The organism is Acidovorax sp. FHTAMBA, assembly GCF_038958875.1.
Taxonomy (GTDB): Bacteria; Pseudomonadota; Gammaproteobacteria; order Burkholderiales; family Burkholderiaceae_C; genus Acidovorax.
On the sequence record NZ_CP152407.1, the window covers coordinates 2206553 to 2231370 of the forward strand.

Consider the following 24818-nt stretch of genomic DNA (forward strand, 5'->3'; position numbering starts at 1 on the left):
GCGGGTCAGCTCGTTCCGTCCGGCACGAACACGTAGCCCACCCCCCACACCGTCTGGATGTAGCGCGGCGCCGCGGCATCCACCTCTACGAGCTTGCGCAGGCGAGAGATCTGCACGTCCAGGCTGCGGTCAAAGGGCTCGAACTCGCGGCCACGGGCGAGCAGGGCAAGCTTCTCGCGCGACAGCGGCTGGCGGGGGTGGCGCACCAGTGCCTTGAGCATGGCGAATTCGCCGGTGGTCAGGGGCAACTCTTCGCCATTGCGCTGCAGTGCGCGGGTACCCAGATCGAATGTGAAGGGGCCGAAAGTGACCACCTCGTTGTCGCCAGAAGGGGCACCGGGTGCTTCCTGTGCGGGGCGGCGGCGCAGAACCGCGTGGATGCGGGCCAGCAGCTCGCGGGGGTTGAAAGGTTTGCCCAGGTAGTCGTCCGCACCCACTTCCAGGCCCACGATGCGGTCCACGTCCTCGCCCTTGGCGGTGAGCATGATGATGGGGGTGCGGTCGTTGGCAGCGCGCAGGCGGCGGCAGATGGAAAGCCCGTCTTCGCCCGGCATCATGAGGTCGAGCACGATGATGTCGACCGTCTCACGCAGCAGCAGGCGGTTCAGTGCCTTGCCGTCTTCAGCGACCATCACTTCAAAGCCTTCCTGGGTGAGGTAGCGGCGCAGCAGGTCGCGGATCCGTGCGTCATCGTCTACCACCAGAACTTTGTCGGTGCGATTGGTTGTTGTGGCCATCTTGATCCCAAGTCCAATTTGTAACAGAGCCGATTCTGACCAGTTGAAACGCCGAAGTTCGTGTTTTGGCCTCGGGTTTGACCAACTGTTACATGTTTTGCGCAGCTTCGCGATGGCAGCGAACACGCTTTATGGCCGGTGGGTCGCACTGCGGTTATGGTGACGATCCGCACAGCCCAAACCGGGCTCGCGCACCCGAAGCAAGGACGGAACTACCATGAAAAATACTACAAAATTAATAGCTGCAAGCGCTTTGATCGCTTGCGCTGGAGCCGCTTTTTCGCAAACCATGACCGCGCCAGAGCCGCGCAACGTCGTGCAGCTCTCGGCCTCCGGCACGGTGGAAGTCCAGCAGGATTTGCTGGTGCTCAATCTGGCCACCAGCAAGGAAGCCGCCGACGCTGCGACTGTGCAGACCCAGCTCAAGCAGGCGCTGGACGCGGCCCTGGCCGAAGCCAAACGCAACGCCCAGCCCGGGCAGATGGACGTGCGCACGGGGCCCTTCGGACTTTACCCACGCTATGGCAAGGACGGCAAGATCAACGGCTGGCAGGGCCGGGCCGAACTGGTGCTGGAGGGGCGTGACTTTTCACGCATCACGACCACGGCCGGCAAGATTCAGACACTGACGATCAACAACGTGGCGTTTGGTCTGTCGCGCGAGGCGCGCGCCAAGGTGGAGACGGAGGCGCAGACAGAGGCGATCGAACAGTTCAAGGCCCGGGCCGCCGAGCTGACCAAGGGTTTCGGCTTCACCCAATACAGCCTGAGGGAAGTGGCGGTGAACAGCAACGAGATGAACCCCGGACCACGCCCCCGCATGATGGCAGCCGAAGCCAAGATGGGCTCGTTCTCCGACGCGGCCGTGCCGGTGGAGGCTGGCAAGGCCCAGGTCATCGTGAACGTGTCGGGTTCCGTGCAGATGCGCTGATTTTCAAGCCAGATTAGCCGCCAGCGCTTACTGGATAAGCGCTGGTAGCTATCATTTTTGGGTGGTGTGATGACCCCGGTGCGCTGCAAGCGCAGCAGGGTGCCATGCGCTCATTGGGCGGCCCAGCCCCCATCCATGTTCCACGCTACGCCGCGCACATTGTTGGCGGCCGGCGAGCAGAAGAACACGGCTAGTTCGCCCAGCTCTTCCGGCGTGGTGAACTGCATCGAAGGCTCTTTCTCGCCCAGCAGCAACTTCTTGGCGTCCTCGTTGGACAGGCCCCGTTCCGCAGCCTTGGCATCGACCTGCTTTTGCACCAGCGGCGTGAGCACCCAGCCCGGGCAGATGGCGTTGCAGGTGACTCCGGTGGTGGCGTTCTCCAGGGCGGTGACCTTGGTCAGCCCCACGATGCCGTGCTTGGCCGCCACATAGGCAGACTTCTGTGCAGAGCCCACCAGGCCGTGCACCGACGCCACATTGATGATGCGGCCCCAGTTGGCAGCCTTCATGGCAGGCAGCGCAAGGCGCGAAGTATGAAAAGCGCTGGTGAGGTTGATGGCAATGATGGAATCCCAGCGCTCCACGGGAAAGTCTTCCACATTGGCCACGTGCTGGATGCCCGCGTTGTTCACCAGGATGTCCACGCGGCCAAATTGGCTTGCGCTGTACTTCATCATGTCCTCGATGTCGCTGGCGCGGCTCATGTCGGCCCCATGGTAGGCCACCTGGGCGCCAGCAGCTTCGCCCGCTGCCAGCACTTCGGCACGGGGGCCATCCACATCGCCAAATCCGTTGAGCACGATATTGGCGCCCTGGCGGGCGAGCGCCTTGGCGATGCCAAGACCAATGCCACTGGTAGAGCCGGTGACGAGGGCAGTTTTGCCTTTCAGCATGGGAGTCTCTCCGAATGAATTACGATGCAAAGCAAGGAAAAGTCGGCGCGCACGCTGGGCGATGCGGGCCGACTTTCACAAGCATTATCAAGCGCCGCTCCAGGATTTCGCACCCATGAATGAACCTACGCTGAACTACGTACTGTGCCCTGGTTCCGCGGCCCCACCGTCGTCTGCAGGCGCGGCCACGGCGGCAACATCGCAGCACCGCATGGCTTACTGGGAGTGGAATGCAACGGGCAATCCGGCCCACCCGCATGTGGTGGTGTGTGTGCATGGCCTCTCGCGGCAAGGGCGCGACTTTGACACCCTGGCGCGAACGCTGAGCGCGCATGCCCGCGTGATCTGCCCCGACGTGGTGGGGCGGGGCCGCAGCGACTGGCTGGCCGACCCGATGGGCTACCAGATTCCGCAATATGCAGCCGACATGCTGGCGTTGCTCGGCCAGATCCACCAGCAGGCACCCATTGCCACCTTGGATTGGGTGGGCACGAGCATGGGGGGGCTGATCGGCATGGGCGTCACGGGCCAGCCCGGGCTGCCGCCGCCCGTGCCCGTGCGCCGGCTGGTGCTGAACGACGTGGGGCCAGTGATCCAGTGGGAGGCGCTGCAGCGCATCGGGCAATACCTGGGGCAGACGGTGCGGTTTGAATCGCTGCAGCAGGCGGCCGATGCCATGTGGGCGATCTCTACCAGCTTCGGGCCGCACACGCCCGAGCAATGGCTGGAGCTGTCGCGCCACATGGTGCGTGAGCTGCCCGATGGGGGCCTGGTGCTCCATTACGACCCGGCAATCGCTGTACCGTTCAGGACATTGACCCAGGAGTCTGCGGCGGCGGGCGAGGCCACGCTCTGGCAGCTGTATGACCACATCACGGCCCGCACGCTGCTGCTGCGCGGTGCGCAGTCCGATCTGCTCTCGCACGAAACCGCGACGGCCATGGCCCTGCGGGGGCCGCGTGCGCGCCTGGTCGAATTTGACGGCGTAGGGCATGCGCCCACGCTGGTGGCGGCGGACCAGGTCGCTGCGGTCACACAGTTCCTCCTTGCGCAGGAAGGTGCTCTGGCCGGATGAAAACCCACCCTCCCGCTCAGGCGTCGCACGCTCCCCAGGCGGAGGCACTGCCACAGCTGCTGGCCGCCACCGCGCACACCCTGCCCGAGCAGGTGAACGCGCTGGCACGGGCCCGTGCCTTTGCGGAGCCGCTGATGGCCGGCGAAACGCTGGATTCGGGTGAGAACACCCTGGCCCACGCTGACGCCGTCGCCGCCATTCTCAAGAGCATCGGCGGTTCGGAGGCCATGCAGGCCGCCAGCTATCTGGTGCATGCCTGCATCCATCTGAACAAGCCCGAAGAGGTGATCGCCAAGGCCTTTGGCGCGAACTTTGCCGCCTTGGCGGTAGAAACCACCAAGCTGATGCGCGTGCAGCAGCAGGCCCGCGGTGCCGAGCACCTGGACGATCCCGCCGTGCAGACCGAGAACGTGCGCAAGATGCTGCTCGCCTTCTCGCGCGATCTGCGCGTGGTGATGCTGCGCCTGGCGTCGCGCCTGCAGACCCTGCGTTTTCATGCCGCCAGCAAGCTGCCCGTTGCGCCCAGTCTGGCGCGCGAATCCCTGCAGGTCTTTGCGCCGCTGGCCAACCGCCTGGGCATCTGGCAGGTGAAGTGGGAGCTGGAGGACCTGTCCTTCCGGTTTCTGGAGCCAGACACCTACAAGGAGGTGGCCCGACTGCTCGACGAAAAGCGCGGCGAGCGCGAGGTGTACATGGAGCAGCTGCGCGCGCGGCTTGAATCCGACCTGCGCGCCCGTAGTATCAGCGCCAGCGTGCAGGGCCGCCCCAAGCACATCTACAGCATCGTCAAGAAGATGCGCGGCAAGTCGCTCAATTTCGACCAGGTGTTCGATATCCGCGCCTTGCGGGTGGTCGTACCCAGCGTGAAAGATTGCTACGCAGCGCTGAGCTGGGTGCATGAGCAGTTCAAGCCCATCGTGGAGGAGTTTGACGATTACATCGCCAAGCCCAAACCCAATGGCTATCAGTCGCTGCACACCATCGTGCGCGACGACCATGGGAAACCCATCGAGATCCAGATCCGCACGCAGGCCATGCACGACCACGCCGAGCATGGGGTGGCTGCACACTGGGCCTACAAGGAAGCTGGCAGCAAAGGCTACGCGGGGGTGTCGGCCGCCGGCGAATATGACGCCAAAATTGCCGTGCTGCGCCAGCTGCTGGCGTGGGAGCGCGACCTCTCGGGCGCCGTGCCCAACCGGGGGCTCTTCGAGGACCGCATCTACGTGCTGACGCCCGATGCCGCCGTGGTTGAGTTGCCGCAAGGTGCCACCCCGGTGGACTTTGCCTATGCGGTGCATACCAGCCTGGGGCACCGGTGCCGGGGCGCCAAGGTGGACGGCGCCATGGTGCCGCTGAATACGCCTCTGCAAAACGGCCAGACGGTGGAAATTTCCACCGTGAAGGAGGGCCGCCCCTCCCGCGACTGGCTCAATGCCGAACTGGGCTACCTGACCAGCAACCGCGCCAAGGCCAAGGTGCGTGCGTGGTTCAACGCCCAGGCGACGCACGAGACGGTGGCTCGGGGGCGCGAGGCGGTCGAGAAACTGCTGCAGCGCGAAGGCAAAACTGCCATCAAGCTGGAAGACCTGGCGGTGCAGCTGGGGTTCAAGTCGGCCGACGGCCTGTTTGAAGTGGTGGGCAAGGACGAGTTTTCGCTGCGCAACATCGAAACCGTACTGCGCCCGCCCGAGCCGGTGGTGCCGCCCGATGATTTCCTGCTGCTGAAAAAGACGCGCACCAACGAATCGTCGCCCAAGGGGGGCGTGCTGGTGGTGGGTATCGACTCGCTGATGACGCAGCTGGCCAAGTGCTGCAAGCCTGCGCCGCCGGACGTGATCCGCGGATTCGTCACGCGCGGCAAGGGCGTGAGCGTGCACCGGGCGGATTGCAGCAACTTCCGCCAGATGGCGGCCCGCAACGCAGAGCGCGTGATCGACGTGGAGTGGGGCGCCCCGAAGGCCTCCGCCCTTGCTGCCGTCTACCCCGTGGATGTGGCGGTGGAGGCTGCAGACCGCCAGGGTCTGCTGCGCGATATTTCGGAAGTTTTTGCCCGCGAGAAGACCAACGTGATCGGCGTGCAGACGCAGTCTGTTAAAGGCACCGCATGGATGACCTTCACCGTGGAGGTGTCGGATTCGGGCCGGTTGAACAAGGTGCTGGGCATCGTGGCCGGGGTGCAGGGAGTGCGCTCGGCGCGCAGGCGCTGATCGGTTCCTGGGGCGCGAGGAGTCTTCGCAACGGTGCCTCGAGCGATTTGTCGAGCGCTGCGCTGAGGGCCCGTTTTTTATGGCTATAATCGTGGTCTAAACAACGACAGGCGCGTAGCTCAGCTGGTTAGAGCACCACCTTGACATGGTGGGGGTCGTTGGTTCGAGTCCAATCGCGCCTACCAAGTTTTTGTCCGAAGAAACCAGCTTCAGACGTTTCCAAAAAAACTTGCTGCAAGCACCTGCCTGCAAGCCATCTCTCAAGCCACCCCAGCGGGTGGCTTTTGTTTTTGTGCCCCTTGGGCGACGGGTTTCGAGGGACGTGCTTCTTCAGCCGAGCTCCCCGGCCCAAGGCAGATGCAGACCCTCTGCGGTCGTGATCGAGCGGGCCGCCCGCACAGCGCGCGCCGTGGCGATGGCCGTGGCCTCGGCGGCCATGGTGGCCAAGACCATCATCCCCACGCTCTTGCCGGCCCGGCCGGTTCCCAGGCTGAAAAGCGTGTCGCCGTCGGACATGGTGTGCACCGGGTTGATGCTGCGCGCCAGGCCGTCGTGGGCGGATACCGCCAGCCGGTGGGCCTGCACCTTGGTGATCACGGCATCCGTGGCCACCACCCCGATGGTGGTGTTGGTGCCTGCCAGGAGTGGTTGGGGGGCCTCGCCCCGCAGCAGGGCGCGGCGGGTGTCGCGCAGCCGCAGGCCGTCATCGGTGCGCGCACCGGCGATCACCTGGGCAGTGTCGGGGTCCACCACATCTCCCAGAGCATTGCAGGCGATGAGGGCGCCCACCGTGACTCCCTCTACCGTCACCGATGCGGTGCCGATGCCGCCTTTCATGGCGCGCTGCATTCCAAAGATCTTGCCTACGGCGGCGCCTGTTCCTGCGCCCACGTTGCCTTCTGCAGGATCTGTCGCAGATGCGGCATCGCAGGCGGCATAGCCGGCAGCGGCATCCGGGCGGATGCGCATGTCGCCCACCAGCAGGTCAAACAGCACGGCGGCGGGCACGATGGGCAGTCGGCCCACGGCCACGTCGAAGCCCACGCCGCGTTCCTCCAGCCAGCGCACGGCGCCGGTGGCGGCCTCCAGCCCCCAGGCGCTGCCGCCGGCCAGCACGATGGCGTGCACCTTTTCGACCAGGTTGCACGGGTCGAGCAGATCTGTCTCGCGCGTTCCGGGCGCTGCGCCGCGGACATCGACGCCGCCCACGGCACCTTCGCGCGCCATGATCACAGTGCAGCCCGTGGGGCGGCGCGTGTCGGTGAAGTGGCCTACCTCGATGCCGGCCACGCGGGTGATGCTGCCAGCGTCGCTGGCGGGAATGCGTGCGTTCATGGCGATGATTATGGTGCCCGGCGCCACCCCCTTCTTCGTGGGATCAGAGGATCTTCGCCCGGCGCAGCCGCAGCGCGTTGCTGATCACCGAGACCGAGCTCAGGCTCATGGCCAGCGCCGCAATCATGGGTGACAGCAGCCAGCCGGTGTACGGGTACAGCAGGCCCGCGGCCACCGGGATACCGAGGGCGTTGTAGACAAAAGCGAAGAGCAGGTTCTGCTTCATGTTGGCCACGGTGGCCACCGACAGAGCGCGTGCCGTGGCAATGCCGCGCAGATCGCCCTTGACGAGGGTGAGTTGCGCGCTGTTCATGGCGACGTCGGTGCCGGTGCCCATGGCAATGCCCACATCGGCACGCGCCAGCGCCGGTGCGTCGTTGATGCCGTCGCCCGCCATGGCCACGGTGCGGCCCTCCTTTTGCAGGCGCTCGACGAGCGCCAGCTTGTCGGCGGGTTTGACCTCGCCATGCACCTCATTAATGCCCAGCCGCTCGCCCACAGCGCGCGCCGTGGTCAGCCCGTCGCCGGTGGCCATCACCACGCGCAGGCCGGCGGCGCGCAGGGTGGACAGGGCTTCGGGTGTGCTGGCCTTGACGGGGTCGGACACCGCCAGCAGGCCGGCCAGCCGCCTGTTCACCGCCAGGTGCATCACGCTGGCGCCCTGGCTGCGCAAGGCCTCGGCCTGGGTGGCCAGCGGTGCCACATCCACGCCGCTTTGCTGCATCAGCACCGTGTTGCCCAACGCCAGTGCCTGCCCGGCGACGATGCCGCGCACCCCGATGCCGGAAGCGGAGTCGAACTGCTCGGGCTCGGTCAACGGCAAGCCGCGTTCGTGCGCCGCCTTGACGATGGCCGCCGCCAGCGGGTGCTCGCTGCCCTGGTCCAGGCTGGCGGCCAGGCGCAGTACGTCGTCTTCGACAAAACCGGCTGCGGCCACTGCGCGCTCGAAGGCCGGGCGGCCCTCGGTGAGGGTTCCGGTCTTGTCCACGATGAGGGTGTCGATCTTGCGCAGATTCTCGATGGCCGCCGCGTCGCGAAACAGCACACCGTGGGTGGCGCCGCGCCCGGTGGCAACCATGATGGACATGGGCGTGGCCAGGCCCAGCGCACAGGGGCAGGCGATGATGAGCACCGCCACGGCGTTGATCAGGCCATAGACCCAGCTCGGCTGCGGGCCGAACAGTCCCCAGCCAAAGAAGGTGAGCAGCGCCGCCGCCACCACTGCCATCACAAAATAGCCGGCCACGGTGTCGGCCATGCGCTGCATGGGCGCGCGCGAGCGCTGGGCCTGCGCCACCATCTGCACGATCTGCGACAGCACCGTGGCCGCGCCCACATGCTCCGAGCGCATGACCAGCGCGCCGCTGGTGTTGAGCGTGGCGCCGATGAGCTTGTCGCCCACGCGCTTGGTCACCGGCAGCGGCTCGCCGGTCAGCATGGATTCGTCGAGCGCGCTGCTGCCTTCCTCGACCACACCGTCCACCGGCACCTTCTCGCCGGGGCGCACGCGCAGCCGGTCGCCCACATGCACATGGGCCAGGGGAATGTCTTCTTCGGTGCCATCGGGCGCGATGCGTCGCGCCGTCTTGGGCGCCAGGCCGAGCAGCGATTTGATGGCGGCAGAGGTCTGCGAGCGCGCCTTCAACTCCAGAATCTGCCCCAGCAAGGTCAGCGAGATGATCACCGCCGCCGCTTCAAAGTACACCGCTACCCGCCCCATGGAAATGAACGAGTCGGGGAACACCTGCGGCGCCACGGTGGCCACCACGCTGTAGGCAAAGGCGGCGCTGGTGCCCAGGCCGATCAGCGTCCACATGTTGGGGCTGCGGTTCACCACCGACTGCACGCCGCGCACCAGAAACGGCCAGCCCGCCCACAGCGCAATCGGCAGCGTAAGCACCAGCTCGATCCAGCTTTGCACGGCCATGTCGAACCAGCCCAGCTGGTGGCCGAACATCGCCAGGAAGGTGACCACCACGGTGAGCGGCAGCGTCCACCAGAAGCGGCGCTGAAAGTCCACCAGCTCGGGATTCGCTTCCTCCGTCAGTTCGGGGATGAGCGGCTCCAGCGACATGCCGCACTTGGGGCAATTGCCGGGGTGGTCCTGCCGGATCTCGGGGTGCATGGGGCAGGTGTAGACCGTGCCGCCGCCTGCGGGCGCGCTGACGGGTGGCGCTGCAGATAAATGCCCGGGCCCAGGCGGGGTTTGAGCCCGACCATGTTGATGCACATGTTCGTGCCCGTGCCCGCTGCCTTCGGGCTGCAGCGTCATGTGGCACTTGGGGCAACTGCCGGGATGGTCTTGCCGCACCTCGGGGTGCATGGGGCAGGTGTAGAGGGTGCCAGGGGCCGCTGGGGCCTGCGCCGATGTGTGCTTCGCACGGGGGCCGTCGCGCGCAGGGCCCTGCGGGTGGCCGGGCGTGGGGATATCGGGCGGGTTCATGCGGGCCTTTCTGGCGGGGTGCACACGTAAAGGTGTGGGTGGTCAGCGCGCGGCTTCGATGCGGGTAATGAAGTACCCCGTACTTCGCCGCTCCACCCGGAAACGCACCTTGTCGCCCGGCTGGAAGGGCGCGAGCATGCTGGCGTCGTTCACGCGGAACACCATGGTCATGGGCGGCATGTCCAGGTTCTTGATTTCGCCGTGGCGCAGCGTGACCTTGAGTGTGCGCGGGTCCCAGCGGGTGATTTCGCCTTCGCTCAGCTCGCTCTGGTCCGCCGATGGATTGTCAGTGGCTCCCTGTGCGGCCGGAGCGGCAGCAGGGTGGTGGCTGTCATGGCCGTCCGCCGGGGCGGGGGCCTGCGCCAGGGCTGGACCCAGCGCGCAGGCCAGTAACAGGGCAGCTGTGGAGTGGGCGAGTGGTTTCATGACGGGGCCTTTGGGTTGTAGCTGTTGAAAACGCGGGTGGTGCCGTCGCGGGCGACCAGCAGCACATCGTAGGGGTCGCGGCGGTTGCCGTACACCGCGCCGTCCATGCCGGGCGAGCCCACGGGCATGCCGGGCACCGCAAGGCCCAGGGCTTTGGGTTTTTGCTGCAGAAGGGCGCGCACGTCACTGGCAGGCACATGGCCTTCCACCACATAGCCGCCAACGAGGGCGGTGTGGCACGAGCCGAGCTTTTGCGGCAGACCCAGGCGGGCACGCACGGCGTTGTTGCCGGTTTCGTGCACCTTCACGGCAAAGCCGTTGGCCTGCATGTGGTCCACCCAGTCCTGGCAGCAGCCGCAGTTGGGGTCTTTCCACACTTCCAGCGGTGTGGGCGTTTTGGGTGTTGCGCGGGACGCGCCGGGCAGCAGGGTGATGGCCGCGCCCGCAGCCAGCAAGGGTAGTGCCGTGGCGAGCCATTGGCGGCGTGCAGGGCTGGCTGCGGCGGATGCGCGGCGATGTTGGTGTACGGTGGTCATGGTTTCTCCTGGCGTTACTTGGTGCGGGGCAGCACGGTGATGGTGCCGGTCATGCCAGCCTGATAGTGGCCGGCGATCAGGCAGGCAAAGTCAAAGCTCCCGGCGCGGTTGAAGTGCCACACGATATCGCCGGTCTTGCCCGCCGCCACATGGGCCATGTAGGGCTCGTCGTGTTCCATGCCGGGGTGCTTTTTCATCATTTCGGCGTGGGCGTCCAGCTCGGCCTTGGTGCCGATCACGATCTCGTGCAGCACCTTGCCGCGGTTCTCGGCGCGCAGCCGCACGGTGTCGCCCTCGCGCACTTCGATGTGGTTCGGCGCAAAGCGCATGTCGTCGGTCATGCGCAGGGTGATGGTGCGGCGCACAGCCTTGGCGTCGCCCGCGATGCCCCAGTCCTTTTGCTCCTTGACCACCGGGCTGTTCGACGGGGTGTGATGAGCGTTTTCATGGCCAAAAGAGGTGCTGGCGCTTATACATAAAGCGCAAGCAGCTATCAATTTAATAGTGTTCATGGTGTGTCCTGATGGGAAAGGTTAGTGCTGGTGGCCGCTGGTGGGGGGTTTGCGTGCGTTGGCAGCGCCGGGTGCCGTGCCAGGGGCGTCGGTGCGCGCAGGGCGTGGGGTGGCGGCGGGGGTGCCCTGCCATTCGTAAGCCACGGTGCCTGCAGGGTGCTTGAAGTCGCCCGGGTCGCGGTAGTCGCCCGCTGGCTGGTCGGCCCGTACCTTGAATGAGGTGAACATGCCGCCCATCTCCACCGGGCCGAACTGTCCGGTGCCGGTCATCATGGGGAAGGTGTTGTCGGGCAGCGGCATTTCCATGGCACCCATGTCGGCCATGCCGCGCTCGCCCATCACCATGTAGTCGGGCACGATCTTTTGGATCTTGCCCACCAGGCCCCGGTGGTCCACGCCGATCATGGTGGGCACGTCGTGCCCCATGGCACCCATGGTGTGGTGGCTCTTGTGGCAGTGCAGGGCCCAGTCGCCCAGCTCGTCGGCAATGAAATCGATCTGCCGCATCTGGCCCACGGCGACATCGGTGGTCACCTCGGGCCAGCGGGCGCTTTTGGGCACGGGGCCGCCGTCGGTGCCGGTCACCTCGAATTCGTGTCCGTGGATGTGGATGGGGTGGTTCGTCATGGTGAGGTTGCCCACGCGGATGCGCACCCGGTCGCCCTGCCGCGCCACCAGCGGGCTGATGGCGGGGAAGACGCGGCTGTTCCAGCACCAGATGTTGTGGTCCAGCATGGTGTTGACCTTGGGGGTCATGCTGCCGGGTTCCACATCAAAGGCGTTCAGCAGAAAGGCGTAGTCGCGCTGCACCTTGGCAATCTGCGGATGCTGCCCTTTCGGGTGGGTGATCCACAAGCCCATCATGCCCATGGCCATCTGCACCATTTCATCGGCATGCGGGTGGTACATGAAGGTGCCCGGCCGGCGTGCCTCGAACTCGTAAACAAAGGTTTTTCCCGCAGGAATCGCTGGCTGGTTGAGCCCGCCCACACCGTCCATGCCATTGGGCAGACGCTGGCCGTGCCAGTGGATGGTGGTGTGCTCGGGCAGGCGGTTGGTGACGAAGATGCGCACGCGGTCACCTTCGACCACCTCGATCGTGGGGCCGGGGCTCTGGCCGTTGTACCCCCACATATTGACCATGAAGCCGGGCGCCACCTCGCGCACCACGGGCTCGGCGACCAGGTGGAACTCCTTGACGCCGGCGTTCATGCGCCACGGGGCGGTCCAGCCGTTAAGGGTGACCACTGGGTTATAGGGGCGGCCCGTCGGCGGGTGCAGGGGCGGCGCGGTGTCGGCGCTGGCCTGTGTGGCGGGCTCGGGCAGAGCGGCCAGGGCCACGCGGCTGACGGAGGCGGCAGCCACGGCGGTGGCGGCGCCGGAAAAGAAATTGCGGCGGTTCATGTCAGTGGCCTTGGGACTTGGTGGTGGTTGCGGCGCCGGGTGGCAAACCTTGCAAGGCGCCGGGCGACGTGCCGGTGAGCGCTAGCTGCAGGTCAGTCTCGGCCAGCCAGAAGTCACGCTGCGCTTCGATGGCGTTGGCCACGGCCTGGGTGCTGTTGCGGGCCTCGGCCAGCATGTCCCACACGCTGGCCAGCATGCCGTTGTAGCGCAGCGTGGTTTCGTCGGCGATGAACTGGCGCAGGGGCACCACTTCACTTTTCTGCTGGCGCGCCAGGTCGAGCGCGGTGCGGTAAGTGAGCCACGCGCTGCGCACCTCGCTGCGGGCGCGCACTGCGGTGTCCTGCAGCTGGGCGGCGGCTTGTTCGACCTCGGCCTGCGCGCGGGTGCGGGCGGCACCGCCCCAGTCGAACAGGGGCAGCGGCAACTCCAGCTCCCAGCCGCGTGTGGTGTCGCGGTGGCCACCATCGCGGTCGGTACTGGTGTTGCGGCTGTAGGCCAGCCCGATGTCGTCAAAGACGGCACCCGCGCGGCTCCAGCCCTGGCGTGTGGCCTGGGTGTCGAGCTGGCGGCGGGCGGCTTGCACATCCAGGCGCTCGCGCAGCGCGGTGGCTTCGATGCCGTCGGCAGGCAGCGGGCTCGCAGGCAGCGGGGGCAGTGGTGTGGCCAGGCGGTATTGCGCATGCAACCCCCACACTCCAAGGCGGCGGTTGAGCTGCTCACGCTCGGTGTTTGCCGCCAGCCGGGCGCGCGCCAGCTGGCTGCGTGCCTCTTGCAGCACCGCCTGTTCACGTGCGAGCTGCAGGCGGCTCCAGTTCCCCACCCGCACCATGCGGCGGGCCAGCTCGGTGCCAGCGTCTGCCGCATCTGCCATGCGCTCGTGCGCGGCGGCTAGCTGCTCGGCGGCCACCGCCCGCAACCAGGCGCGGCGGGTGTCGGCGGCGAGCTGCACCACGTCTTGTGCGGCTTGCAGGGTGGCGATTTGCAGGCGTTCGTTTTCACGGGCAGCGCGCCAGGGCATGGTGAGGAGGTCCAGCAGGCTGAAAGCCAGGGTGCGTTCAATTTCACGCTCGTGGCTGTTGGTAAAGCGTCCCAGCGACAGGTGGGGGTTGGGCAGGGTGATGGCCTGCACGCGCTCAGCGTCGCTGACACCCAGTGCCGCCAGTCGCGCTTGCAGGCCCGGATTGTTCAACAGCGCAATGCGCACGGCAGCGTCTTGGGTGAGTGGCTGTGCCAGCCAGCTCTCGATCGACTGCTGCGCTTGCGCGCGGGCTGCCGGGTCTGTGGCGGGCAGCGCCGCCTGTGGCACCACGGAGGTGCGGCCCGCCGTGAGCGCAGCGACATCGCCCCGCAGTCCATCGGGCGATACGCTGGCGCAGCCCGCCAGCAGGGCGGCACCACAGAGCACGGCCAGGTTCTGCAACGCACTCATGGCTTGCTCCCGTGCGAATGGTGGTGCGGGTGCATCGCCGGGGGGGTGAAGGGTGGCCCCCCGCATTCCCCATGTGCCGGTGCTGCGAGCTGTGTCCCGAATGGGGTGCACTGGCAGCGGGGGTGGCGGCAGGCTGGGCGGCCGCCTTTTGCTCCCAGGCCACGATATCTGCATGACCGCGCGGAAATTCGGCCACGGCATCGTGGCCTTGATGCCAGGTCTGGGGGGAAGGCGTTTCGATGTCAGGGGGCAGTACAGCCAGTGCGGGGTGCACGAGCGCGGTCACCGCGCCTTCAGGGTCGGCCGCATCGCGCGGATGCGCCGGGCCTTGGGCCAGGGCGATCCCGGGGCTGAGCAAGGCCAGGCAAAGTGCATGCCGAAGCGTAAATGGGAGAAAAACAGGTGCGCGCATGGCGATCTCCAGGCATTGAGAATGTTGCGCTGCCGCTGATGGCACCTCGTCGGGTGGGTTTCAGGCGTTGGCAGACGCACTTCTGGCGTGGGAGATCAGGCGATGGGCGGTTTGATGTCCGGCGCAGCGGGCGCGCTGTGAAAGGTGGTCGCGCCCTGTGGGGGCATTGGGTCCAGGGGGACAGGGGGTACGCGCGAAGGCGCTGATGGGGCAAGCATGGCCGAGTGGCAAATCTCGCAGGCGGAGCAGGTGCCTGCATGGTCCGCATGCAGGCCGCAGCCCTCCGAACCGCTTGCGCAGGGCTCGGCAGCGTCATACGCGAGAGTCACGTGACCAACGAAGACGCCGGCGTGATGACTGGACGTGCCCTGAGCCTCCACCGAGCCATGGTGATGGGCTGGCTCCTGGAGATGAGAACCCGCGGGCACCAACGGGGGTAGAACCCCTGCGGCCATGGCCATGCCGGTGAGTCCTCTGAGGACCAGCACCAACATCAGGAACATGAAAAAGCCGCGACGCATGCGAGAGATGATACGACGGCTGACCAGTTGGTTCTCACCCGTTCCGACGTTACCGAAGGGAAATGGGGCGCTATCTGCGCACTACACCGCCATGTAGCGTCCGGGCCGGTGGTTCATGGCGAGGACCAGGTTCAGGGCCACTGCACCGGCGATGGACCACGCGACCCGCAGGGGGTCGACCGTCCAGAGGGCCAGCAGCACGATACAGCAGTCCACCGCCATCTGCACCTTTCCGGCGCGCCATCCGTAGCGGTCCTGCAGGTACAGCGCCGCGATGCCCACGCCGCCGAGGCTGCAGCGGTGCCGGAACAGCACCAGAAAACCTGTCCCGGTGATCAGTCCCCCCGCAATGGCGGCATAAAGCGGTTGCAGCTGCGCAAACTGCAGAAACTGTGCCTGCATCTCTGACAGCAGCGAAAGCAGCAGGACGGCAGCAAAGGTCTTCACGGTGAATGCGCGCCCGAGCTTGCGCAATGCCAGCCAGTAAAACGGCAGGTTCAGCACAAAGAAGATCTTGCCGAAGCCGATGCCTGTGGCGTAGTGCAGCAGAAACGCAAGGCCCGCTGTGCCCCCGGTCAGAAGCCCCGCGCTGGTAAAAAATGCCACCCCCACGGAAATCAGCAGCACGCCGGTGAAGATGGCGACCGCGTCTTCTGTAAGCGTGTGGGGCACGGCAACGGGGGCAGCTTCCCGGGCGGGTGTCTTCGCCATGGGCGCGCCAAGGGGTGCGGAAGGGTTGGACATGGCAAATTGCAGGTAAATAGGGGATCCCACGGCATGCGCAGGCGGCGCAGCGTGAGGGCGATTGGACCTCCCGGGCGGCCGTCAGAACTTGTCCGTGGTCAATAAAACACCATTCGGCAGCGTGATTTGCCCCGCGCGCGCGATGGGCAGGGGCCCCCAGAGACAGATGTAACACCTGCAACCCAGGGCACCCGGGGGCTGGGGCGCCAGCGTTCCTGCGAAAATAGCAGGCTTTGCCGATTGCGGGGACCTTCTCCCCAAGGCGCCTGCACCCTCTGGCTGCTGCAGGCGCCCTGACCGGCCCCCACCGATGTACCAGCACCACAAACTCAACAGCTCAAGACTCGTTCTCCTGCTAAAGCAATGGGCGCATGCCCAGGGCGTGCAGCCGCGCCTGGACGTGGCCGAGCAGCTGAGCCAATGGCTCAGCACCGTGGATGCTGTCGCGCTGAGCCGTGCGCTGCACGCCCTGGAGTCCACGGATTCCCCGGCGATTCCCCACAAGCAGCACCCTGTGGACTCGCGCGCGCTGCAGGCGGCTTTCCAGTCCACCAGGGCGGAGCTGGTCGAGCTTGTCACCGTTCCGCCGGCCCCCGTCAAACCGGGGCGGCAGCGGGCCGACAACACCTCGCCCGACCAGCCGGACCCCCAGGCCGCAGCAGAGTTTGCCGTCCACGTGGCGCGGTATCTGGCACTGCACAAGCAGCTGGACGCGCGGGTGGCCGCCCTGCGGCTGCAACTGCGCCAAGGTTTGTCGGTGGGGCCGCCGGGCTTGCGCAGGCTCGCGGCTCTGGATGCCGTGTTGCAGCAGATGCTGGGCGCACGCGAGCAAAGGCTTTGGGCCTCATTACCCGGCCATCTGGAGCGGCGGATGGCGCAGCTGCGCACGGCCCATGAGCAGCATCTGAAGGCCGCAGGGCGGGACGACGATCCGCACCGGTGGTCGCTGCCGGGGGGCTGGCTGCATGCCTTTGAGCGCGACCTGCAGGCGCTGCTGCTGGCCGAGCTGCAGGTGCGGCTCGAACCCCTTGCGGGCTTGCTGGAAGCGGCACAGAACGACGCCCCCTGCTCCACGCACAGCGCCCCCAAAACCAGGAAGACCCCGGAACCGGAAACAGGAATGATCGAATGAACAAGAGTGTGATGGCTGCCATCTTTGCCACAGGCCTGGCCGTGGTGGGCTGGGTGGGCTGGGGCTTTGCCGGTTCCAGCCCGCTGGCGCTCACCATGACGGTGGTGATCGCCGCCGTCTATGTACTGGGCGCCTTTGAACTGATGCAATTCCGGGCCGCGACCTCGTCGCTATCGGCAGCTCTGGCCGGGCTGGGGCAGCAGTCCCTGGAGAACCTGGGCGGCTGGCTTGAGCGCCTGCATCCGTCCCTGCGCAACCCGGTACGACAGCGGATTGACGGGGAGCGTGTGCCGCTGCCGGGCCCTGCGCTGGCGCCCTACCTGGTGGGGCTCTTGGTCATGCTCGGCATGTTGGGTACCTTTCTCGGCATGGTGGTCACGTTCAAGGGTGCGGTGTTCGCATTGGAAGCCTCGTCCAGCCTGGAGTCGATCCGGGCGGCGCTGGCCGCGCCCATCAAGGGGCTGGGTCTGTCGTTTGGCACTTCGGTGGCCGGGGTGGCTGCGTCGGCCATGCTGGGGCTGATGTCCGCCTTGTGCCGCCGCGAGCGGCTGGCAGCGTTGCGCACGCTCGATGCCCGCATCGCCAGCGAGCTGCGCCCCTTCTCGGCGGCCCACCGGCGCCAGGAAATGTTCGAGGCCCTGAAGGCCCAGGCGCAGGCCATGCCGCTGATTGCGGAGCGCCTGCACGGCCTGATGGAAGGGCTGGAGCGCCGCCACGAGCAGTTAAACGGCCAATTGCAAGACCAGCAGCAGGTGTTTCATCGCGAAGCGGCCGCGGCCTACACCCAGCTCGCCACCACCGTGGGCGCATCCCTGCACGACAGTCTGGGCGCCAGCGCCCGCATGGCGGGTGAGACGATCCGCCCGGTGGTGGAGCAGGCCATGGCAACGCTGGCGCAAGAGGCCGAGCGCTCGCACCAGCGGCTGCGCGAGGCTACCGGTGTGCAGATGCATGCCCTCACTGCCCAATGGGAAGGCACGGCCCGCCAGGTGGCCGACACCTGGACGGAGGCCTTGCACCGCCACACGCAGACGCAGGACCAGCAGGCGGTGCAGTTGGGCAGCGCGCTGCAGTCCATCACCCAGATGCTGGAGCAGCGCACCACCGCGCTGGTGATCACATTGCAAGAGACAGTGGCCCAATCACAGGCGGCCCAACTGGCGGCGGACCAGCAGCGCCTTGCAGGTTGGAGCCAGTCCATGGAGGGCATGGCCAGCCGACTGGCGGAGAAATGGCAGCAGATGGGCGAACAAACGGCGCAGCAGCAGCGCGGCGTGTGTCAGGCGCTGGAGGGCGCTGCGGTGCAGCTTGACCAGTCGCTGCAGACCGCATCGCAGGCCTTCGAACAGCGCACCACGGCGCTGCTGGCTTCCTTGCAGGAGACGGTCGAGAAATCGCAGGCCGAACAGGCGGCGGCGGACACGCAGCGCCTTGCGGGCTGGAGCCAGTCCATGGAGGGCATGGCCAGCCGACTGGCGGAGCAATGGCAGCAGGTGGGCGAGCAAACGGCGCAGCAGCAGCGCGGCGTATGCCAGGCGCTGGAGGGCGCTGCGGCGCAGCTCACCGAGCGCATGACGGAGCAGGTGCACCAGGCCCTGGGCGGTGCCGCCCGGTTGATGGACCAGTCGGACGCACTGTTGCACACCCGCATCGAGGCCGAAGCCCAATGGGCCGAAACCCAGGCCCAGCGCATGGATGCGCTGGCGGGCGTGTGGCGCACGGAATTGGTGGCGCTGCGGGATGCCGAGGCGGCACGTGGCCAGGCCGCAGTGGAGCGGCTCGATGCGTTGCAGGCCGCTGTGGCCGGGCACCTGGCCACCCTGGGTTCTGCGCTGGAAGCCCCACTCACGCGATTGCTGCAGACAGCGTCGGATGTGCCGCAGGCCGCGGCCGAGGTCATCACCCAGCTGCGCCAGGAGATGGCCCACCTGAGCGAACGCGACAACGCGGCCCTGGCAGAGCGCACGGCGATGATGGAGCAGCTGGGTGTGTTGCTCCAATCGGTGAACGAAGCCGCCGGGCAGCAGCGCGCGGCCATTGAATCGCTGGTGGGGTCTGCGGCCTCGGTGCTGGAGCAGGCGGGGCAGGAGTTTGCCCAGGCGCTCGGCGCGCAGGCGGGCAAGGTGGATGAAGTGTCCGCGCATGTGGCCGCCAGCGCGGTGGAGCTGTCGGGCCTGGGTGAGTCCTTTGGCCACGGCGTGGGCCTGTTCACGGCCAGCAACGAGAAGCTGATGGACAGCCTGCAGCGCATCGAAGTCGCCATTGGCCAGTCCATGAGCCGCAGCGATGAGCAGCTGGCCTACTACGTGGCACAAGCCCGCGAGGTGATCGACCTGAGCATTGCATCGCAGCAGGGCATCGTGGAAGACCTGCGCCGCCTCAACGGGCAGATGGCCGCAGCGGTGCACGGAGTCGCCGCGTGACCGGCCTGGACGACACGCTGGACGATGCCACCGAGCAGACGGCCCCGGTGTGGGCCGTGTTTGGCGATCTCATGGCGGGCTTGCTTGGTGCATTTGTGCTGATTCTGGTGGGCGTGCTGGTGGTGCAGATCGACCTCGTGGCCAGCCTCAAGCAGGAAGTGGAAAAGCGGCAGATGGAAGAAAAGCGCCGCATGGCGCTGGAGAAAGCGCTGGCGATTCCGCTGGCCAGCGGCCGCGTCACGGTCAATGAAGGCCGTATCGGCATCAGCGGCAGCGTGCTGTTTTCGGCAGGCTCTGCCGAGCTGCGCACTGAGGGCCGCCAGCTACTGCAAAGCCTTGTTGGACCGTTGAAGGTGTACCTGATGGAGCGCGACGAGATGCTGATGGTCAGCGGCTTCACCGACAACACCGCACTGCTGCAGGGGCGCCAGCAGCGTTTTGCCGACAACCTGGAGCTGTCTGCTCAACGTGCGTTGACGGTGACCCGAGCCCTCATCGACGAGGGCATGCCCTCATCCCAGGTGTTTGCCGCCGCCTTCGGTGCCGAGCAACCGGTGGCCGACAACGCCGACGAAAGCGGGCGGGCCCAGAACCGCCGCGTCGAGATGGCGCCTGTACCCCGCGCTGCACCTCCCAAATCTGCCCGCAATGAGTGAAAGCGAGCCATCGCTGGATTCGCTGCGGGCGGAGGGCGCACACCGCCACGACCCGGTGCGTTTCCGGTACCTGGAGGTTCTGGCCGCGCGCCTGCCCGCGCAGACACCGGCCGTGCAGCAGGTGCTGGCGGGCAGGCTGCAAGCCGCGATGGCGGACTACGCGGCGTGCGCCCGGGCGGCGGCCTCCCGACCGCAGGCTGCAACAGCGCCAGCCGGGGCACCCTCTGCACTGGAGGCGCTAAACGGCGACCTCGCTGCCCGCGCCCGGGCTGATGCAGATGCAGATGCAGTGTTGCTGGATGGTGGCGCCAGCGTTTCAGACATGAAGAGCGTGCGCCGCTTCGGCGAAGTCTGGTCGAAAATTTCTGCAGAGCAGCAGGTGGCCCAGGCCATCACGCGCGGGCCGGAGAACGCCGGGCCGCTCAATGCGCACCGGCTTGTGCTGCGTTCCCTGGCCTTGATGCGGTCGCTCTCGCCCGACTACCTGCGGCACTTTTTGTCGCAGATGGACACCCTGCTGTGGCTGGAGCAAGCCGCTGCAAAACCGGCCCGGACCCCTCTCAGGCCAGGCCGCGCGGCACGCTCTGCCAAGCCCTGAATGCCGCCGCGGCCCCGTGTTCAGACACCCACGTCGGTCGGCCACGCCGGGGCGATCGCCGTTTCTTCCAGCGCCTTCTGCATAAGCACCGTCACTTCAGCCGCCGGCACCATGGGTCTGAAGGCGCTCACATGGGATCTTCCGATGTTGCCCAGCGGCAGCCGTGCCAGCAGATGCCCCAGGGGCACCAGCGCCAGCCGCAGGAGCTGACCAGCGGCCTCGCGCGCATCGCGCAGGGCCAAGGCATAGCGCAGCATGGCGGTGTGTGAGCGCCAGTGCAGGGGCAACGAGGTCTGCCCCAGCACGTGCGCCGCCTCGAGCCATCGCCAGCGATGGGCCGGGGGTGCGTCAGGCTGGCGGGCAAAGCTGGTCAGCAGGTGGTCAAAAGCGGCGCGCCGGTGCTGCGCGTCAGGTGCAGGTCGCGGCGCGCTCAACGGGGTGGACAGGCGTTCACGCATGGCTCATTGCCCCTGGGTTTGCGGGCTTGCGTGGGTGCTGGCAAGCTCTTGCCGAGCGTGGCGAATCACGGTCCAGCCGCCGCTGATGGCCAGGCCCGCCATGACGGCCGCCACCGCCAGGTCGGGCCAGGCGGTGCCGGTGCCCAGCACGCCCAGGGCTGCGCCCATCACGGCCATGTTGCCCAGTGCATCGTTGCGGGTGCACAGCCACACACCGCGCATGTTGGCGTCGCCCTCCCGGTAGGCGTAGAGCAGGGCGGCCACGCCCAGGTTGGCGGCCAGTGCCAGCAGGCCTACGCTGCCCATGGTGACGGGCTCGGGCGGAACGCCTTGCAACGCACCCCAGGCCACGCGGCCGATTACGAACACGCCGAACGCCAGCATGCTGGCCCCCTTGAACAGCGCGGCGCGTGCGCGCCAGGTAAGCGCCATGGCCAGCACCCACAGCGACAGACCGTAGTTGGCGGCATCCCCCAGAAAATCGATGGCATCGGCCAGCAGCGATGCCGAACCTGATCGGGTGCCTGCCCCCAGTTCCACCACGAACATGGCAGCGTTGACCACCAGGGCGATCCACAGGATGCGACGATAGCGAGGGTCCGCGGTGGCGGCAGAGCCGGTGGTGCAATGGTCGTCATGGCAATGGGCAGACATGGGTTTCTCCGTTCAGTTGTGTAGGCGATGGCATGATTGGAAACCTTGAAGTCACTTGAAGGTCAAGCCATGGATCACAAGCTTGCGCATTTCCGCATCGGTGAAGCGGCTGAGCAGTCGGGCGTTTCGGCCGCCAACATCCGTTACTACGAAAAAGAAGGGTTGCTGCCGCTTGGGGCACGGGGCGAAAACAGCTACCGTTTGTACAGCGAGCACGATGTGCACCAGCTGCGTTTCATCCGCCTGTGCCGCGCCATGGACATGTCGCTGCAGGAGGTACGCACCCTGCAGGCGCTGGACTGGAGCCACAAGGCAGACTGTGATGCTGCGCGCGACACGCTGGACGCGCATCTGCAGCATGTGCGTTCCCGCCTCGCTGAGCTGCAAACGCTGGAGGCTGATCTGCTGGCATTGCGCAACCGGTGTGATGGCACCGACGGCACCTGCCACATCATCGAAGCCCTGCACGCACGCGCGGATGTCGCGCCCGCAGCGCCCATCACGGCAAGCGGTGCAAAGCGGCATGTCTAGGTCCTGGCTACGGTGTGAACAACTGTTACTCTCAAACGCCTGAAAATGCTACTAAAATGATAGCTGTTTGCGCTTTACCAATAAGCGCCAGAGGCATAAAACATGCAAATATTGCAGCACCCCACCGCGTGCGTAGCCCCCTGCGCATGCACCGCTATGATCCGCCCATGATTTCGCGTTTGCCCGGCCTCTCCCTGCCAGAACGTGTGTGGAATACCGCGCGGCGCTGGGCGATTGCCTGGTGGCGCATCCTTTATCTGGGGGCCGTGGTGCTGGTACTGGTGCTGTCGCCGTCCAGCTATGGCAAGGGCACGCGCAGGGCGCTGGCGCGCCACATTTACCTGGACACGGCCCCGGTGCTGCTGGGTTTCACGGTGCTGGCGGCGCTGCTCAGTCTGGTGCTCACGCGCATCGTGGTGGTTACGGCGCTCAGTTACGGGTTGTCCCGCTATGCGCTGGAAATGGTGATCCGGGTGCTGGTGCTGGAGCTGATCCCCCTCACGGCAGCGCTGTTTGTGGCCATGCGCTGCACGATACCCAATGGCACGCAGATCTCTCGACTGCGCCAGACCGGCCGCTTTCATGCCCTGCGCGTGAACGGTTTTGACCCGGTGCGCATCGAACTTCTGCCCCGCGTGATTGCAGGCGTCTTTGCCTGCATCACGCTGGCCGCGCTCAGCTGCGTGGTCGCCCTGGTGCTGGCCTACCTTGGGGTGTACGGCTTCAATCTGGCAGGGCTGCCCACCTACACACGCATGTTCGGCCAGGTGTTCACGCCCAGTGTCACCATGGTGTTCGCGCTCAAGACCGTGTTTTTCAGCCTGGCGGTGGCGCTGATCCCCATGGCGGCTGGCCTGTATGACACTGGCGACCGCACCCAGCCCGATTCGGAACTCGGCGGGCTGGCCCGCATGTTTGCGGTGCTGCTGCTGATCGAGGTCATCTCCCTCATGGGCAACTACTACTGATCCCGGGTCATCGCCGCAATCCTGCGCCCACCGTACCTCCCCCATAGATCCACGCCACGGCACCATGAACGACGAGCATCACGAACCCCGCCGAACGCCGCCCCCTGGGCCGGCCGAGGCTTCTCCGGCCACCGACGTACCGCCTGTGGAAACCCTGCGCCCGGTGGCCTATCTTGAGATCAAGGCTGCGGCGCTGTTGCTGTTTACCCTGGCGCTCATTCTGGGATCCGGCCTGTACCTGCTGTATGCACGCGGGGCGTTCGAGCCCACGCAGACCCTGGTGCTCACGGCCGACGACTCTGAAGGCGTGGTGGTGGGCATGGACATGACGTTTTCGGGTTTCCCCATTGGCCGTGTGCGCCGCATCGAACTGGCCGACACCGGCAATGCCCGCATCATCGTGGACGTGCCGCGCAAGGACGCGCACTGGCTGCGTGAGTCGAGCGTTTTCACCCTGGTGCGGGGCATTGTGGGGGGCACCAACATCCGCGCGTACACCGGCATGCTTGACGACAAGCTCCTGGCCGATGGCGCCGTACGCCCGGTGCTGCGCGGCGACGCCACGGCCGAGATTCCGCAGCTCATGGCCTCTGCCCGGGAGCTGCTGACCAACCTGAATGCGCTCAGCGCCCAGGACGGAGCCCTGGGCGGCAGCCTTGCCAACGTGCAGGCGCTGACCGAACGCCTCAACGGCCCGGGTGGAGTGCTGGGCGTGCTGATGGGCAACGAAACCGATGCGAAAAAAATTGTCTCCACGCTGGAACGCACCAATGCCCTGCTGGCGCGCCTGGACGGCATGGCTGCGCGCGCAGACCGGCAGGTGTTTGGTGCCGAGGGGAGCAAAGACGCCCTGGTGCCCGAGGTGCGCGCCACGGTGGCCCAGCTCAACGGGCTGCTTGCAGACACCCGCACAAGCCTGCAAAAGGTGGACGCCGTATTGGTGGAGGCACAGGCCATAGGCGCCAACGCCCGCGAAGCCACCACCGACCTGGGTGCCCTGCGTGCCGAGGTTGAAAGCAACCTGCGCAAGGTGGAAAGCCTGGTCAACGAAATCAACCGCAAATGGCCATTTGCCAAGGACACGGAGATCAAGCTGCCATGATGACCGATCACGCCGCCTTGCGTACTTTTGGCGCCATTCTGGGCGCAGCAGTGCTGTTGTCCGCTTGCTCCAGCAAACCTCCGGTGCCAGACTGGCAAATGAACGCACAGGCTTCCGTCCAGAAAGGAGTCGAAGCCTATCTGTCGGGCAATGCCCGGGTCGAGAAGCTTGAATGGGACCGCGCACGCGCGGAAGTAGCCCGCACAGGGCGCCCTGACCTCCTTGCGCGCCTCGAACTCATGCGCTGCGCAGCCCAAGTTGCAAGCCTGGTGCCAGGCACGTGCGAGCGCTTCGAGCCCCTGCGGGCCGACGCGGCGGAGCCCGAACGTGTGTACGCAGAGTACCTGGCGGGCCGTGTGCAGCCCAGCGCGGTGGCTTTGCTGCCCGAAGCGCAGCGCAAGGTGGCAGCGTCCTCCGACACGGCAGCTTTGGCCGCGGTGCAAGACCCGCTTTCCCGCCTGGTGGCGGCGGGCGTGCTGTTTCAGTCCGGTCGTGCCAGCCCCGAGGTAATTGTGATGGCGACAGACACTGCGTCAGCCCAAGGCTGGCGCAGGCCTTTGATGGCCTGGCTCAGTGTGGATCTGCGGCGCGCTGAAGCTGCGGGCGATCAGAGCGCGGCGGCAGCATTGCGTCGACGCCTCACCATCGTGGAGCAGGGGACTTCCCCCCGCTAGAAAACCCATCGGCC

Annotated in this window: 24 protein-coding genes and 1 tRNA gene; 13 read left to right on the top strand and 12 right to left on the bottom strand. The window is 66.6% G+C overall.

What is annotated here, in order from left to right; translation table 11 throughout:
- Positions 1 to 5: 5 nt before the first annotated feature.
- Complete coding sequence (ompR, locus tag AAFF19_RS10380) at positions 6 to 737, bottom strand: two-component system response regulator OmpR (protein ID WP_008906125.1); 732 nt, start codon at positions 735 to 737, stop codon at positions 6 to 8.
- Between the two features lie 217 nt (positions 738 to 954).
- Between ompR and AAFF19_RS10385 the strand changes: the two genes are divergently transcribed.
- Entirely contained in the window at positions 955 to 1668 is a 714-nt protein-coding gene (locus AAFF19_RS10385; RefSeq protein ID WP_182119094.1) for an SIMPL domain-containing protein, read from the top strand.
- Positions 1669 to 1778: 110 nt separating this feature from the next.
- Here the strand turns inward: AAFF19_RS10385 and AAFF19_RS10390 are convergent, their stop codons facing one another.
- Positions 1779 to 2561 (bottom strand): 3-hydroxybutyrate dehydrogenase, encoded by a 783-nt coding sequence (locus AAFF19_RS10390; protein ID WP_008906123.1) that lies wholly within the window; start codon positions 2559 to 2561, stop codon positions 1779 to 1781.
- A 115-nt stretch (positions 2562 to 2676) separates the two neighbouring features.
- Between AAFF19_RS10390 and AAFF19_RS10395 the strand changes: the two genes are divergently transcribed.
- From AAFF19_RS10395 to AAFF19_RS10405, 3 genes are all read left to right on the top strand, one after another.
- On the top strand, positions 2677 to 3636 hold the full coding sequence (locus AAFF19_RS10395) for an alpha/beta hydrolase (RefSeq protein WP_342721768.1): 960 nt from the start codon (positions 2677 to 2679) through the stop codon (positions 3634 to 3636).
- On the top strand, positions 3633 to 5846 hold the full coding sequence (locus tag AAFF19_RS10400; protein ID WP_342721769.1) for a bifunctional (p)ppGpp synthetase/guanosine-3',5'-bis(diphosphate) 3'-pyrophosphohydrolase: 2214 nt from the start codon (positions 3633 to 3635) through the stop codon (positions 5844 to 5846). The genes AAFF19_RS10395 and AAFF19_RS10400 overlap by 4 nt, the downstream gene beginning before the upstream one ends.
- Positions 5847 to 5954: 108 nt before the next feature.
- Positions 5955 to 6031, top strand: a tRNA-Val gene (locus AAFF19_RS10405).
- Between the two features lie 145 nt (positions 6032 to 6176).
- Here the strand turns inward: AAFF19_RS10405 and AAFF19_RS10410 are convergent.
- Genes AAFF19_RS10410 through AAFF19_RS10440 form a run of 7 tightly spaced genes read right to left on the bottom strand, consistent with a single transcriptional unit; the run spans position 6177 to position 13931 of the window.
- Positions 6177 to 7181 (bottom strand): P1 family peptidase, encoded by a 1005-nt coding sequence (locus tag AAFF19_RS10410; RefSeq protein WP_342721770.1) that lies wholly within the window; start codon positions 7179 to 7181, stop codon positions 6177 to 6179.
- A gap of 43 nt (positions 7182 to 7224) precedes the next feature.
- Entirely contained in the window at positions 7225 to 9624 is a 2400-nt protein-coding gene (locus AAFF19_RS10415; RefSeq protein WP_342721771.1) for a copper-translocating P-type ATPase, read from the bottom strand.
- 42 nt (positions 9625 to 9666) lie between these two features.
- The gene (locus AAFF19_RS10420; RefSeq protein ID WP_182119099.1) at positions 9667 to 10050 is read right to left on the bottom strand and encodes a copper-binding protein; all 384 of its coding nucleotides are present in this window, start codon (positions 10048 to 10050) and stop codon (positions 9667 to 9669) included.
- A complete protein-coding gene (locus AAFF19_RS10425) occupies positions 10047 to 10586 on the bottom strand; it encodes a DUF411 domain-containing protein (RefSeq protein ID WP_008906118.1) in 540 nt (179 codons plus the stop codon). Before AAFF19_RS10425 ends, AAFF19_RS10420 begins: the two co-directional genes overlap by 4 nt.
- 14 nt (positions 10587 to 10600) lie before the next feature.
- Positions 10601 to 11098: a cupredoxin family protein gene (locus AAFF19_RS10430; RefSeq protein ID WP_034695072.1), complete on the bottom strand. Its 498-nt coding sequence runs from the start codon at positions 11096 to 11098 to the stop codon at positions 10601 to 10603.
- A 21-nt stretch (positions 11099 to 11119) separates the two neighbouring features.
- Positions 11120 to 12502 carry a copper oxidase gene (locus tag AAFF19_RS10435; protein WP_182119100.1) on the bottom strand — a complete coding sequence of 461 codons (1383 nt, stop codon included), beginning with the start codon at positions 12500 to 12502 and terminating at the stop codon, positions 11120 to 11122.
- A 1-nt stretch (position 12503) separates the two neighbouring features.
- Entirely contained in the window at positions 12504 to 13931 is a 1428-nt protein-coding gene (locus AAFF19_RS10440) for a TolC family protein (RefSeq protein WP_182119101.1), read from the bottom strand.
- Between the two features lie 172 nt (positions 13932 to 14103).
- On the opposite strand from AAFF19_RS10440, the gene AAFF19_RS10445 reads away from it, so the two are divergent.
- Positions 14104 to 14382, top strand: coding sequence for a hypothetical protein (locus tag AAFF19_RS10445; RefSeq protein ID WP_342721772.1), 279 nt, complete (start codon positions 14104 to 14106; stop codon positions 14380 to 14382).
- 563 nt (positions 14383 to 14945) lie between these two features.
- Here the strand turns inward: AAFF19_RS10445 and AAFF19_RS10450 are convergent.
- Complete coding sequence (locus tag AAFF19_RS10450) at positions 14946 to 15575, bottom strand: YitT family protein (protein ID WP_182119131.1); 630 nt, start codon at positions 15573 to 15575, stop codon at positions 14946 to 14948.
- A 343-nt stretch (positions 15576 to 15918) separates the two neighbouring features.
- Between AAFF19_RS10450 and AAFF19_RS10455 the strand changes: the two genes are divergently transcribed.
- Genes AAFF19_RS10455 through AAFF19_RS10470 form a run of 4 tightly spaced genes read left to right on the top strand, consistent with a single transcriptional unit; the run spans position 15919 to position 20417 of the window.
- Positions 15919 to 16740, top strand: coding sequence for a DUF3348 family protein (locus AAFF19_RS10455; protein ID WP_182119103.1), 822 nt, complete (start codon positions 15919 to 15921; stop codon positions 16738 to 16740).
- Positions 16737 to 19163, top strand: coding sequence for a DUF802 domain-containing protein (locus tag AAFF19_RS10460; protein WP_342721773.1), 2427 nt, complete (start codon positions 16737 to 16739; stop codon positions 19161 to 19163). The genes AAFF19_RS10455 and AAFF19_RS10460 overlap by 4 nt, the downstream gene beginning before the upstream one ends.
- Positions 19160 to 19819 carry an OmpA family protein gene (locus tag AAFF19_RS10465; protein ID WP_008906833.1) on the top strand — a complete coding sequence of 220 codons (660 nt, stop codon included), beginning with the start codon at positions 19160 to 19162 and terminating at the stop codon, positions 19817 to 19819. Before AAFF19_RS10460 ends, AAFF19_RS10465 begins: the two co-directional genes overlap by 4 nt.
- Positions 19812 to 20417 carry a DUF2894 domain-containing protein gene (locus AAFF19_RS10470; protein WP_342721774.1) on the top strand — a complete coding sequence of 202 codons (606 nt, stop codon included), beginning with the start codon at positions 19812 to 19814 and terminating at the stop codon, positions 20415 to 20417. The genes AAFF19_RS10465 and AAFF19_RS10470 overlap by 8 nt, the downstream gene beginning before the upstream one ends.
- Positions 20418 to 20437: 20 nt before the next feature.
- On the opposite strand, the gene AAFF19_RS10475 is transcribed toward AAFF19_RS10470, so the two are convergent.
- A complete protein-coding gene (locus tag AAFF19_RS10475; protein ID WP_182119106.1) occupies positions 20438 to 20875 on the bottom strand; it encodes a DUF3703 domain-containing protein in 438 nt (145 codons plus the stop codon).
- 3 nt (positions 20876 to 20878) lie between these two features.
- The gene (locus tag AAFF19_RS10480) at positions 20879 to 21529 is read right to left on the bottom strand and encodes a cation transporter (RefSeq protein WP_342721775.1); all 651 of its coding nucleotides are present in this window, start codon (positions 21527 to 21529) and stop codon (positions 20879 to 20881) included.
- Positions 21530 to 21598: 69 nt separating this feature from the next.
- Here AAFF19_RS10480 and AAFF19_RS10485 point away from each other — a divergent pair, with 69 nt between their 5' ends.
- The 4 genes from AAFF19_RS10485 to AAFF19_RS10500 all read left to right on the top strand — a co-directional run bounded on the left by AAFF19_RS10485 (position 21599) and on the right by AAFF19_RS10500 (position 24804).
- Positions 21599 to 22060 (top strand): Cd(II)/Pb(II)-responsive transcriptional regulator, encoded by a 462-nt coding sequence (locus tag AAFF19_RS10485; protein ID WP_342721776.1) that lies wholly within the window; start codon positions 21599 to 21601, stop codon positions 22058 to 22060.
- Between the two features lie 167 nt (positions 22061 to 22227).
- Positions 22228 to 23028 (top strand): ABC transporter permease, encoded by an 801-nt coding sequence (locus tag AAFF19_RS10490; protein WP_182119108.1) that lies wholly within the window; start codon positions 22228 to 22230, stop codon positions 23026 to 23028.
- A gap of 64 nt (positions 23029 to 23092) precedes the next feature.
- Positions 23093 to 24130, top strand: coding sequence for an MlaD family protein (locus AAFF19_RS10495; RefSeq protein WP_342721777.1), 1038 nt, complete (start codon positions 23093 to 23095; stop codon positions 24128 to 24130).
- Positions 24130 to 24804: a hypothetical protein gene (locus tag AAFF19_RS10500; protein ID WP_342721846.1), complete on the top strand. Its 675-nt coding sequence runs from the start codon at positions 24130 to 24132 to the stop codon at positions 24802 to 24804. The genes AAFF19_RS10495 and AAFF19_RS10500 overlap by 1 nt, the downstream gene beginning before the upstream one ends.
- Positions 24805 to 24818: the final 14 nt, after the last annotated feature.